Genomic DNA, 13,915 nt, shown 5'->3' with positions numbered 1-13,915 from the left:
TCTTCCGATCCTCTGCCGAACACGGAAATCGAGCCGGAGCAGTTGATTCTTGAAAAGGAAATGCCAGAAATTAAGGGAGCCTTTATATTTACAGAGGACATAGGTGAATATGCCATAACCGAGAACCGGATCGCCTCCAAGTCGGTTACGGCTTCCAAGCTTGCTCGTGGAGCGGTCGGTCCAGAAGCGCTGCAAGACTATAGCGTTTCCAGCCTTCATCTTGCAGACGAAGCCGTGACCTCAAGCAAAATTGCTCCATTGTCAGTCACGGGCGAGCATCTCATGGATGGAATCTTATCGACGCGCAAATTCAGGGACGGCTCGGTCAACGCAAGCAAAATCAAGGATGGCAGCATAACCACCCAAAAGCTGGCGGACCATGCCGTTGAAGGGAAGAAAATAGCCGACGGAGCTATTACAGCAAGGCATCTCGAGCAGCTGCTCGTATCGACGGAGCTGCTGGACGACCAATCTGTCATTGGAGAAAAAATCGCATCAAGCGCCGTAGAAACCCGGCATATATCCAATGAGGCGATTCACACTTCCAAGCTTGCCGACAATGCCGTCACGTCATCCAAAATTCGCGATGGCGCCATCACCGGAAACAAAATAGCGGATAGCGCCGTAGACGGCTCCCATATACAGCAGAAATCCATTAACAGCGACCATCTCGTCAGCAGGGCCGTGACATCGGAGCATATTGCCAAGGGAAGCATCGGCCCAGACCAAATTGCTGTTAGAGGCATTGGCGCCGACCATATTCAGAATGGATCGCTGGGCGCCCGCCATCTGGAAGACGGTGCAATAGGGCCTGATCAGATTCAGCCTGGTTCCATCGGTCCCGAACAGATCGACATCAGCGCCGTGTCCACCCGTCACTTGAGCGATTCCAGTATAACGAGCTCCAAACTTGCCGATCAGTCAGTCCATACAGCCAAACTGGTCGAGCAGGCAGTTACGGCCTCAAAAATTGCTGATCAGAGTGTTCTCCCGAGTAAGATTGCCAATGAAGCTGTACAAACCCGTCATTTGGCTAAAGGGGCCGTAGAATCATCCCAAATCGCTTCGGAGGCTGTTCAAGCCCGGCATCTCTCTCAAGATGCAGTGAAAGCAAAACATATCGCAATCGGCAGCATCTTGCCACAGCACTTTGCTCCTGAAAGCGTGCTCGGTGCGGCAATCCATTCCAGAACGATTGGAGAGCAGCACATGGCCGACCGTTCCATCGCGAGACAGCATCTTCAGCGAGAATCGGTTGGGGAAGAACAGCTTGCACCCGAAAGTGTAACGGGCAGCAAGCTGGCGTTGGGCTCGGTTGGCGGCAGCATCATTAGGCAGAGTGGCGTGACTTCCAGCAATATCGCAAGCCAATCCATTCTGCAGCAGCATCTGGCAGCAGACAGCGTCGGAGCACATGCCATACAAGACGGGGCGATTCAGTCATCGCATTTGACCAACGGCTCGGTTGCCAGCTGCCATTTACAGACCGAGAGCGTAGGAACAGAAGCGCTTGGACGCGGAGCGGTAACGAGCGACAAAATTGCCGAAGGCAGCGTAATCGAATCTTCTATCGGCGAAGGGGTTATTGCACCTCGGCATCTGGCAGACCATGCTGTAACGTCCCTGAAACTGTCACCGGAAAGCGTGTCGACCGACAAGCTGGTGGATCTTTCCGTTACGTCATCCAAACTTGCCGAAGGCAGCATCACTGGTGACAAAATAGCATCCCAATCCATCCGTTCCACCCACCTGTCAACCCATTCCGTCGCCAAGGACGCCATTCAGAATGGAGCCGTTACCTCAGACAAAATTGCCCAGCAGGCGGTTGAGGGAGTGCATCTTGGACTGGAATCCATCTTAGGCAAACATATCACCCAGGAAGCAATTCACGGCTACCATTTGAAAAAGAAGTCCATCACGCTAAACCATTTGGCTGACGAGAGCCGATCGCCCAATATGCTGTTTGCCGACGGAAGCATTCCAGGAGCGAAGCTTGAATCGCAATCGATTACGGAGGACCACCTCACCCCTTCATCTGTGTCGGGGACCGTATTGAAAACAAACGCCGTTAGCGGAGAAAAAATCAAACCGCTCTCCATCTCGGCAGTGCATCTGCAAGAAGCGAGCGTCCTTTCGGACCATCTTGGTTTGGAAGTGGTCAAATCACAGCATATTGAGGATATCGCTGTAACCGATCGGCATATTGCGTCAGGCTCGATCAGCGCAAAGCATATCCAGAACGAAAGCATTGAATCGTCGCACATCGAGAACGGTGCCGTTCTTTCCGAGCATATTGCCGGAGAATCGATCCATGGAAACCATCTCAGTGAAGGGGCTGTGGCATCCAAGCATATAGAATTATTCTCTATTCAAAGTCACCATCTCGCCCCTTACTCCGTCAACATGGCCCATCTGGCGGATCAGTCTGTCGGCCATGTCCACTTGCAACCGGATAGTGTGGGAGTCGATCAATTGCAGCCCGGGTCTGTCAAATCAAGACAATTGGCAGAAGGTGCCGTTCTTCCTCATCACTTGCAGACGCAGAGTATCAACACGAAGCATATTGAAGCCGGTGCGATTACAACGGAGCTTATTCAGGATCACGGGGTTACGGGAGCAAAAATTGCCCATGGAACGATCACCGGCTCAAACATTGCGGCAGGTTCTCTGAACGGCTCCAAAATAGCCGAGGGCTCTATTGAAAGCCGACATCTCGGGCCGGACGCCTTTGATAACTTCAACCTGGCTAACGGCTCCGTTACGGGGAGCCAAATCGCCAAGGAAACCATCACAGGCGCGAACATTGCGGCTGGTGCTTTGAACGGGTCCCAGATTGCCAAGGGCTCTATCGAAAGCAAGCACCTTGCACCGGACGCTTTTGATAACTTCACTCTAGCCGAAAGCTCTGTAACAGGAAGTCAAATTGCTGAGGGAACCATCACCGGCGCGAACATCGCCGACGGCTCCTTAAACGGATCGCAGATTGCCGAAGGCTCCATCGAGAGCAAGCACCTCGCACCGGATGCTTTCGACAACTTCACCTTAGGTAAAGGTTCTGTTACGGGAAGTCAAATTGCTGAAGGCACCATCACCGGCGCGAACGTAGCCGATGGGTCCCTGAAAGGTTCGCAGATCGCCGAAGGCTCCATTGAAAGCCGCCACCTCGGTCCGGACGCTTTTGATAACTTCACCCTGGCCGGCGGATCTGTATCCGGAAGGCAAATCGCTAAGGGGACCATCACGGGCGCGAACGTCGCCGACGGCTCCTTGAACGGGGCGCAGATTGCCGACGGCTCCATCGAGAGCCGACACCTTGCACCGAATGCTTTTGACAACTTCACCTTAGGCGAGGGCTCTGTTACGGGAAATCAAATCGCTGAGGGAACCATCACCGGCGCGAACGTCGCCGACGGCTCCATCGAAAGCAAGCACCTTGGACCAGACGCTTTTGATAACTTCACCCTGGCCGGCGGATCTGTATCCGGAAGACAAATCGCTAAGGGAACCATCACGGGCGCGAACGTCGCCGACGGCTCACTGAACGGGGAGCAGATTGCCGACGGCTCCATCGAGAGCCGACACCTTGCACCGAATGCTTTTGACAACTTCACCTTAGGCGAGGGCTCTGTTACGGGAAATCAAATCGCTGAGGGAACCATCACCGGCACGAACGTGGCCGAGGGATCCTTGAACGGTTCCCTGATCGCCGAGGGATCCATTGAGAGCAAACACCTCGCATCGGATGCCTTTGATAACTTCACCCTGGCAGAGGGTTCAGTAACAGGAAGCCAAATCGCTGAAGGTACTATCACTGGCACGAATGTCGCCGACGGCTCCTTAAACGGGGCGCAGATTGCAGAGGGCTCTATCGAGAGCAAACACCTCGCACCGGATGCTTTTGATAACTTCACCCTGGCTGACGGCTCTGTTACAGGGAGCCAGATCGCTGAAGGTACTATCACTGGCGCGAACGTGGCCGAGGGGTCCTTGAACGGGGCGCAGATTGCAGAGGGCTCTATCGAGAGCAAACACCTCGCACCGGATGCTTTTGATAACTTCACCCTGGCTGACGGCTCTGTTACAGGGAGCCAGATCGCTGAAGGTACTATCACTGGCGCGAACGTGGCCGAGGGGTCCTTGAACGGCTCCCTGATCGCCGAAGGTTCCATCGAGAGTAAACACCTTGCGCCAGATGCCTTTGATAACTTCACTTTGGCCGATGGTTCAGTAACAGGAAGCCAAATCGCTGAAGGGACCATCACTGGCGCGAACGTAGCTGAGGGGTCCTTGAACGGTTCCCTGATCGCCGAAGGTTCCATCGAGAGTAAACACCTTGCGCCAGATGCCTTTGATAACTTCACCCTGGCTGACGGCTCTGTTACCGGAAGCCAGATCGCTGAAGGGACCATCACTGGCGCGAACGTAGCTGAGGGGTCCTTGAACGGTTCCCTGATCGCCGAAGGTTCCATCGAGAGTAAACACCTTGCGCCAGATGCCTTTGATAACTTCACCCTGGCTGACGGCTCTGTTACCGGAAGCCAGATCGCTGAAGGTACTATCACCGGCGCGAACGTGGCCGAGGGATCCTTGAACGGTTCCCTGATCGCCGAAAGTTCCATCGAGTGTAAACACCTTGGCCCGGATGCTTTTGATAACTTCACCTTGGCTGATGGTTCAGTAACAGGAAGCCAAATCGCTGAAGGGACCATCACTGGCGCGAACGTAGCTGAGGGGTCCTTGAACGGTTCCCTGATCGCCGAAGGTTCCATCGAGTGTAAACACCTTGGCCCGGATGCTTTTGATAACTTCACCTTGGCTGACGGCTCTGTTACCGGAAGCCAGATCGCTAAAGGTACTATCACCGGCGCGAACGTCGCCGACGGGTCCTTGAACGGCTCACAAATCGCCGACGGCTCCATCGAGAGTAAGCACCTCGGACCGGATGCTTTTGATAACTTCACCTTGGCCGAGGGGTCCATTGAGAGTAAACATCTAGCACCTGATGCCTTTGATAACTTCACCCTTGCTGACGGCTCTATTACAGGAAGCCAGATCGCTGAAGGTACTATCACTGGCGCGAACGTGGCCGACGGATCCATCGAGAGTAAGCACCTTGGACCGGATGCTTTTGATAACTTCATCTTGGCCGAGGGGTCCATTGAGAGTAAACATCTAGCACCTGATGCCTTTGATAACTTCACCCTGGCTGACGGCTCTATTACAGGAAGCCATATCGCTGAAGGTACCATCACTGGCGCGAACGTGGCCGAGGGATCCTTGAACGGCTCCCAGATTGCAGAGGGATCCATCGAGAGTAAACACCTTGGACCGGATGCTTTTGATAACTTCATCTTGGCCGAGGGATCCATTGAGAGCAAACACCTTGCGCCAGATGTCTTTGATAACTTCACCTTGGCCGAGGGGTCCATTGAGAGTAAACACCTCGCACCGGATGCCTTTGATAACTTCACCCTGGCTGACGGCTCTGTTACCGGAAGCCAGATCGCTGAAGGTACTATCACTGGCGCGAACGTGGCCGAGGGATCTTTGAACGGCTCCCAGATTGCAGAAGGATCCATCGAGAGCCGGCACCTTGGACCGGATGCCTTTGATAACTTCACCTTGACCGAGGGTTCTGTCACCGGAAGCCAAATCGCTGAGGGGACCATCGAGAGAAGACATCTTAGACCGGACGCTTTTGATACCTTTACACTTGCTGACGGCAGCATTGACGGCGACAAATTAGGCAAATCGGCTGTCACTAGCGTTCATATTTCCGACGGGGCTGTTACCGGCCAGCAATTGGCTGAATCAGCAGTCACTGCACAGCATCTGGCCTTCACGCCGGTGCGCAGCTCAAGCGGGAAGCCGAAACTTCAGCAATTCGGAATGACTCCCTTTGTATTGACAGGGGCCGACACTCAGACCGAGGTGACCGTCCAATTCGACGAACCTTATGCCGGTATTAACTATGTTATCGTGGGGATGAGCAACAACCCCGGCTTCCAGATTTCACTGAAATCCCAGCGCGAGGATGCAGCAGTTCTGGAAGTGATCCGCCAGCCGAATTGCAGTATTTCCTACGGCTTCGTGTCCTGGATTGCCCTTGGCCCTTCACTGTAACCAGAATATCAAGCCCAAAAGCGGCTCTCCTATAGCGATAGGAGAGCCGCTTACACGTTATTCATGCTATCGTCATTCTAGGGAATCGTATGCTTAGCCAGCCTATGTTTCCGCAGGAAAAGGCGTGGATTGTTCAAATACAGCTCACGAAATTAAAGTCTTGCATAAGGATAGGGATGAAACGCCTGTTCATAACGTGAGTTCCAGTAGTATTCAAAAATAAAAAAGACGAGCTTCACGCTCGCCTTTTTTATTTTGAAATCGCCTGCATGTATGAACTTTGCAGTCATCAAGTCCGGCAGGAGGATAAACCTATATGCAGATTAAACCGCGCGTCCTTCCCCCTGTGCTGCGCTCTCCCCTGCCTCCGGCCATCTCGTTCGTACGATTGCAGCGTAACAGCCCGAGATAAACAACAACGCAGCTGCAATGATATACGTAGCCCGGACGCCGTATTCGTCGGTGATGAACCCGAACAGCAGCGTGGACAGGCCAAATACCAGCGAAACCATCGCGCTTTGAGCCGCGTACACTTTGGGCAACAGTTGAACGGATACGCTTCGCTGCAGAGTGGTCTGCAGCGAGACGGATTTCAGCTGTTCAAAAACGCCAAAGCCTGCCGAGAACATAAGGGCCAGCCAAGGCACCGAGGTCAATCCAAAACCGAGCGTCATCAGACTGATGCCGAAGGAAGAGCAGATGACGAACTTGCGAATATTGCGGTCGATCAGCCCCCCGCCTCTCATTCCGAACAGTCCGCCCAGCATGAGTCCCAGGAAAAAGCTTGCGTTGATATATCCCCACCACGCCTCCTCCCTGTGCAGCGCATCAGCCACGTACACGTAGATGATCGCTGCAATCCAGATCACGCCTGCCATCGTCTCCAATACATAAATCACATGAATCGCCCGCAGGGAAGGCTGCTTCCAAATGAGTGTCCAGCCTTCTTGAATGGAGCGCCCTTTCGAAACGCGCGTCTTCTCTTTCGGTTCCGAGGCGGCTTCATGCCGATCCTCTATAAGTTTCATGAAGACTGCCGCTGCCAGGGACAGCGCAAAGGTCAGTCCTATCACGCTGCTTCCGCCCAGGACTGCGACCAGCAGTCCCCCGACGGCCCAGCCTCCCAGTTGGATCATCTGATCCACGATGGCAACAAAGCTGTTCGCTTTCGTTAACTCGGCGGCATCCACCAGACGAGGCAGCATGGCATGGCTGGCAGGTGCAGCCCAGCCATCGAGCAAGGAGATGAGAAATACGAATCCGAGAATCGCATAAACCGTCGCCTCCTGCGCTCCCAGTGCATAGCAGGTTACCATCAACAGGAACAACACGGCCGTTTTTCCGATCTGAGACGAAACAAGCAGCGTCTTGAGGCTGTACTTGTCCATTAAAACGGGTGCAAAGCTCCCGCTTATAAACCGGGCCGTCGTCGTAACGAAAGGGATCATGGCCATCAACATGGCGGATCCCGTAATCCCATGGATCATAGCCATCAGGCCGACAATGTAAAATAAATCGCCGCTATTGGCGAGCGCCTGGCCTATCCAGAGATATCGAAAGGATTTCCGTTTCATCTTTCTACCCCAATTCTGTATTTAGTTGTGCGGGTTGGGTAGAAAAACCTACATGTTCTGGCCTCCGTCATTTCATATGACTCATATAGTAACATCCTTCATGTCTTCTGTTAAGCTGCTCGGTATTTTTCAATCCCTTCTCATTTCAGCTTTGGATTCGCATATACGGCGTAATCGGCCTGGTATATCCCTCCATTCGCCTATTTTTTATCCCAGGCTAAAACTATTTGGCCCTCTCCTCGGTCTAATGATCAGTCAAGCGCACTCAAGTACTTGAGTTGATCCCATCCATCCGGCCAATGAATGAACAGATCAACGAATTCGTGCCATGACATGTATACTAGTGCTAGTAGTTAGGAGTGAGTGAACTGAGAGCGAAAGAATCGAAGCAACAACAGTTCAGCGAACATATCGAGAAATGCAAGAACAAGTTATACCGGGTGGCCTATTGCTATGTCAAAAACGAGCAGGAGGCACTCGACATCGTCTCGGAAGCGACCTATAAGGGATACCTCGCTTATGAACGGATGAACGAGCCGCAGTATTTTGATTCTTGGATGACCCGGATCGTCATTAACGCTGCCATCGACCATCTCGGTCGCAAGAAGCGGTTTACCTATATGGAAGACCAGGCTCAGGACTACGCGGCTGCAGAGCATGCGGTCCCGCTGGAGGAGAAAATGGATCTGTACGATGCGCTCGACAAACTGCCGCCGGAGGAGAAAACCTACATCATTTTGAAGTTTTTTGAGGACCTGCGCTTTAGGGAAATGGCGGATGTGCTGTCATTATCCGAGAACACCGTCAAGACCAGGTTTTATCGCATTATCGGAAAATTGAAATCTTATTTAATCGAGGGAGAGGTCGATAGCCTATGACTGGAAAAGAACGCTACGAACACATTGAAATTCCCGCTCAGTTAACAAGCGTTATAGATGCTGCGCAGAAAAAGGCGGCCACCCGTAAACGATCTAAACGCATGATGAGGTATTCTTCCGTTGTTGCAGCGGCCGCTGCCCTGCTCTTCGTGGTCAATATCCCAACGGTAGCCAATGCCTTATCCAAAGTACCCGTGGTGGGCAGCATCGTTCAGGTGCTGCAATTCGGGAGCGGCGGCGAGCGGACCGACGGCGTTACCGTAGGAACGGAAGCTTCCGAGGATGTATTCAAGATTCATTTTGATCAGGAGGGCGAGTCCGTTTCCAGCGTGCCTGCCTATACCGTCTACCATAGAGATGCCCCGAACCGCCTTATTTTCACGTTTAACGGGGTTCGAAATTTTGACTACGATACCATCAAGAAAGACATGCTTGCGCTTCCGCTGGTGAAGGATGTTTATGAAAATGTGATTCTGGACGATTCGGCCATGCGTTTTGTCGTTGAGCTGAAGGACGGCGTGAAGCATTCCGTATCGGAATATAAAGATCCCGGCTATTTGGAGCTGAAGCTTACTTCGACCGGCGAGCCGGTAACGCCGCGCGAAGTCTTCTATATCCGCAGTGAGACGATGCCGCAAGGGGAATCCCTTGCCATTCTTGAAGAGATTTACTTGGAAGACGACGTGACCTTCATTAAGGCGGCCGGAGGGGACTTCATCGCGGTCATCGGCGGATTCGATACCCGCGAGGCTGCCGAGCAGAAGCTCAGTGAGATTTCGTCGCGCGAGAACTACGGCGATGACCTTCGCATCGACAGCTGGATGAGCAATGAGCGCCCGGACTAACCGGTAACATGATAGAAGCACCGCTCCGACAAGTGTGGGAGCGGTGCTTTTTTGATGATCACATGATTCAAGTTCGATGTACCGTCAGCTCCGGATGCAGCTCTCCGGCCGCAAAGAACGTTATGCTTACCCACTTAGTTCACACGATAAACTATCGCTTCATAAGGGTTTAAGGTGAATGGGCCGAAACTCCGGTCCGACCGCTCGTAATTGGAAAGCACCACTTCCGGATGACGGCCGCTCCATTCCGCGGGAAACTGAAAATCCGGCGTCCTGCCGTAAAAGTTCAATACAATCAGATATACCTCGTTCCCTAATGATCTGGAATAAGCGAAGATCTCCGGATGCTCCTCCAGCACGGCTTCGTATTTTCCGTAGATCAGCACCTCGGTGGACTTGCGCAGACGGATCAAGGCCTTATAGTAATTCAGAATGGAATCCGGATCGGCCAGCTGATGCTCCACGTTGATCTCATGATAATTCGGATTGGACCGAATCCACGGCACGACGGATGAGAAACCGCCATAAAGCGTGTCATCCCACTGCATCGGCGTTCTTGCATTGTCCCTGGCCCGGTACGCGATTCTGCGCATCGTCTCGGACACCTCTTTTCCGTCCAACAGCCGCTCGCGATAATAATTGTAGATCTCCACGTCCCGATAATCGCTCAGCTCCGGAAACTCGACATTCGTCATCCCGATTTCCTGCCCCTGGTAAATGAACGGGGTCCCTTGCATCAGCATAAAAAAAGTAGCCAGCATCTTGGCCGATTCCTTATGATAGTGGACCGGATCGCCAAAACGGGATACGGAGCGCGGCTGATCATGGTTCTCCATATAGAGAGCGTTCCAGCCTGTCCCTTCCAGGCCCGTCTGCCATTTATGCATGATCTGCTTCAATTCGGCCAAGTCCCAGACGGCGTAATCCCAGCGCCCTTCGAGTCCGAAGTCGAGATTGACGTGCTCAAATTGAAAAATCATGTTCAGCGCCCCGTTCTCCTCCCCGATCCAGCGGTCTGCTTCGGCGATCGGAATGCCGCTGGCTTCGCCCACCGTCATAATGTCATAATCGGCGAACGCTTCGCGTTTGAATTGCTGAAGAAATTCATGGATTCCCGCGATATTCCGGTGACCGGGATTTGAATCGACATATCGAAGGTTGTTTGGATTCGGCATGTCGGGCAAACCCGGCAGCTTCTTAATATGGGTGATCGCGTCCACGCGAAAGCCGTCGATCCCTTTATCCAGCCACCAGCGGATCATCCGCACCAGCTCTTCCCGGACCGCCGGATTCTCCATATTTAGATCAGGCTGCTTTTTTGAATAGAGATGGAGATAATATTGACCCGTTAACTCGTCGTACTCCCAAGCGGAACCGGTGAACACCGATTCCCAATTGTTCGGCTCGGCCCCATCCCTCGGGTCCCGCCAGATGTAATAATCCCGCTTCGGATTCGTTCGGGAGGAGCGGGCTTCCATAAACCACGGGTGTTCATCCGAGGTATGATTAAGCACCAGATCCATGATAAGGCGCATGCCGCGCTTATGAATTTCGGCCAGCAGCCGGTCGAAGTCGGCCATCGAGCCGAATTCCGTCATAATATCCTGATAATCGCTGATATCATAGCCGTTGTCGTTATTGGAGGATCGATAGATAGGGCATACCCATATGACGTCAATCCCGAGATCCTTCAAATAATCCAGACGGGATATCACTCCTTGCAGATCCCCGATGCCGTCTTCATTCGAATCCATGAAACTGCGCGGATAGATCTCATACGCAACGGCTTCTTTCCACCATGCTTTCCGCATTGCCTGATCCCCCGTTTACAATCAAAATGCTGCCCATCGCGGTATACGGACATTAGTCGTTTATACATTCTTATGAACCGACTCCTGCCTAAGCCGCAGTCTGTGGCAGCATACAGTATTGCCGTTTAAACGATCATATAAGCCTGGTAACCATAGAATGGCCATGCCGCGGGGATATGCGGCACAGCCATTCTAAGTCTATCCTCTCACGTATTTACCGGTCAGGGAGTGTTCCGCCGCGATCAGTTCGGCGGGCGTTCCTTCGAACATGACCCTCCCTCCCCTGCTGCCGCCTTCGGGCCCAAGATCGATGATCCAGTCCGCCTGACGAATCACGTCCAGATTGTGCTCGATCACGATCACCGAGCTGCCGTTATCGACGAGCCGATTCATCATGTCCAGCAGATGCCCGACATCCGACATATGCAGCCCCGTCGTCGGCTCATCCATGACGTAAATCTGCCCCTGCTTGTGCAGCTCGCTGGCCAGCTTGATGCGCTGGCTTTCCCCCCCGGACAGGGTGCTCAGCGGCTGTCCGAGGGTCAGATAGTGCAGGCCCACGTCATGCAATGCTTCCAGCCGCCGCCTGATTTCTTTTTTCTCGAAAAAACCCAGCGCCTGCAGCACCGTCATGTCCAGCACCTCGGTGATCATTTTTCCCTGGAGCTTGTACTGAAGCACATCATCCTTAAAACGTCTGCCGTCACAGGTATCGCACGGCGACTTGATGCCTTCCATGAAAGCCAGGTCCGTATAGATGAAACCGAGCCCGTGGCAGTCGGGGCAGGCCCCTTTGGAATTGAAGCTGAACAGGGATGGACTCTGATCGTTCGCCTTGGCGAACATACTCCGGATGTCATCCATGATCCCTGTGTAGGTGGCAGGATTGGAACGGATCGAGACGCTGACGGCGGATTGATCGATGACAACAGCCTCGGGATGCTGGGACAGAAAGGCATGGTGAATGAGCGAGCTCTTTCCTGATCCCGCTACGCCCGTGACCACGGTCAATACGCCTACCGGGATATCCACCGTCACATGGTTCAGGTTATGATGATTCGCATTGGCAATGCGCATATGCCCTGTAGGTACGCGAAACTGTTCCTTCATCGGCATCCACCGCTTCATATACTGCCCTGTTAAGGTGGAAGCTTGGTCGCACAGCTGCTCGACCGTCCCTTCGAAGACAATTTCCCCTCCCCGGGTACCGGCATTGGGCCCCACATCCACCACATGGTCGGCAATTTCAATCACGTCACGGTCATGCTCCACGACCAGCACGGTGTTGCCCTTGTCGCGAAGCTTCCTCAGCATGCCGTTCAGACGGTGAACATCCCGCGGATGCAAGCCCACGCTCGGCTCATCAAAAACATACATCATGTCCGTCAGGCTGCTGCCCAGATGCCGGACCATCTTGACCCGCTGCGACTCGCCTCCGGAGAGCGTGGTCGTCTCCCGGTTCAGCGTCAGGTAATCCAGTCCCATATCCATCAAATGCTGCAGCCGCTCCGCTAAGCTGGCTACCATGCCGGCAGCGATCGGCTCCTTGATATTCAGGATGAACGCTCTTAGATCCCCGATCTCCATGGCCGCACACTCGGCGATGTTGAATCTGTTGATCCTGCAGCTTAACGCAGCTTGGCTGAGCCGTGTCCCCTCGCATAACGGGCATGTGCCGTGCGTAATGAAATTTTTCACGTGATTGAAGGTTCGTTCGGACAATTCGCTGCTGTCTCGCTGAATATACAGCCGGTTGAACTTCAGCACGAGGCCTTCGAAGTCGGACTGCACCGGTCCGCCTTTGGACGGGAACGTCACTTTTCCCTCCTTGCCGTACAGGAAGAGATCCCATTCCGCTTCGGAATAATCGGCCAGCTTCTTGTCGTTATCAAAGAAACCGGACATGGTGTAGTTCTTCATATACCAGCTGTCCACCGAGAAAATCGGAAACCGGACCGCTCCCTCATTCAAGGATTTGGTCGTATCCAGCAGCTTTGTCAGATCCAGCTCCACCTTCTTCCCGATTCCCTGGCATTCGGGGCACATGCCCTGCGGATCGTTAAAAGAAAACGCATTGGAGTAACCCACGAATGGCTGCCCCACCCTCGAAAACAGCAGTCGAAGAACGGCGTACAGATCGGTGATCGTGCCGAGCGTAGAACGCGAGTTCCCTCCCAGCCGCTTCTGGTCGATGACGATGGCGGTCGACAAATTCTCGAGCGAGTCCACGTCCGGGCGGCTATGCCGGGGAAGCCGATTCCGGACAAAAGCGGTGAACGTCTCGTTCAGCAATCGCTGGGCCTCGGAACTGATGGTATCAAACACGATGGACGATTTGCCCGAGCCGGATACGCCGGTAAAGACGGTGATTTTTCGTTTTGGAATTTGGAGCGAAACATTCTTTAGATTATTCTCCCTGGCACCGCGAATGCGGATATATTCTTGCGGCATGGCCGTTCCTCCTTTGTGCCCTGTAGTGCTCCTATTATAAAAGGGCATTCATGACATGTACTGTCATAATGAAGGAAAGCTGCTATGATTCCGGTCGAACCCGCGCCGGGAAAATATCAGGAGGGTTGCTGGCCTATTAATGGTATACTTAGTTTATAATGAGTCAGGGGAAAGAAATGCAACATCCTTCCATTTTTGATTTCGGTTTGCCAATATGCATCCTGTCCATTACA

The 13,915-nt window shown here is 53.2% G+C and carries 6 protein-coding genes; 3 read left to right on the top strand and 3 right to left on the bottom strand.

The window, feature by feature from the left end:
• Positions 1-60 precede the first annotated feature (60 nt).
• The gene (locus tag M1D70_RS03470) at positions 61-6,123 is read left to right on the top strand and encodes a WIAG-tail domain (protein ID WP_456289137.1); all 6,063 of its coding nucleotides are present in this window, start codon (positions 61-63) and stop codon (positions 6,121-6,123) included.
• A gap of 323 nt (positions 6,124-6,446) precedes the next feature.
• Here the strand turns inward: M1D70_RS03470 and M1D70_RS03465 are convergent, their stop codons facing one another.
• On the bottom strand, positions 6,447-7,697 hold the full coding sequence (locus M1D70_RS03465; protein WP_456289136.1) for an MFS transporter: 1,251 nt from the start codon (positions 7,695-7,697) through the stop codon (positions 6,447-6,449).
• A 359-nt stretch (positions 7,698-8,056) separates the two neighbouring features.
• On the opposite strand from M1D70_RS03465, the gene M1D70_RS03460 reads away from it, so the two are divergent.
• Together M1D70_RS03460 and M1D70_RS03455 are read left to right on the top strand one after the other, a co-directional pair.
• Positions 8,057-8,575: a sigma-70 family RNA polymerase sigma factor gene (locus M1D70_RS03460; protein WP_009591816.1), complete on the top strand. Its 519-nt coding sequence runs from the start codon at positions 8,057-8,059 to the stop codon at positions 8,573-8,575.
• A complete protein-coding gene (locus M1D70_RS03455; RefSeq protein WP_456289135.1) occupies positions 8,572-9,420 on the top strand; it encodes a hypothetical protein in 849 nt (282 codons plus the stop codon). Before M1D70_RS03460 ends, M1D70_RS03455 begins: the two co-directional genes overlap by 4 nt.
• Before the next feature lie 134 nt (positions 9,421-9,554).
• Here M1D70_RS03455 and M1D70_RS03450 read toward each other — a convergent pair whose 3' ends face one another.
• Together M1D70_RS03450 and M1D70_RS03445 are read right to left on the bottom strand one after the other, a co-directional pair.
• Positions 9,555-11,231 (bottom strand): glycoside hydrolase family 13 protein, encoded by a 1,677-nt coding sequence (locus tag M1D70_RS03450; protein WP_456289134.1) that lies wholly within the window; start codon positions 11,229-11,231, stop codon positions 9,555-9,557.
• A 198-nt stretch (positions 11,232-11,429) separates the two neighbouring features.
• Entirely contained in the window at positions 11,430-13,682 is a 2,253-nt protein-coding gene (locus tag M1D70_RS03445; protein ID WP_456289133.1) for an ATP-binding cassette domain-containing protein, read from the bottom strand.
• Positions 13,683-13,915: the final 233 nt, after the last annotated feature.

The sequence above is a fragment of the Paenibacillus sp. AK002 genome, from assembly GCF_053903045.1.
This window is presented reverse-complemented; position numbering and strand designations above follow the sequence as displayed.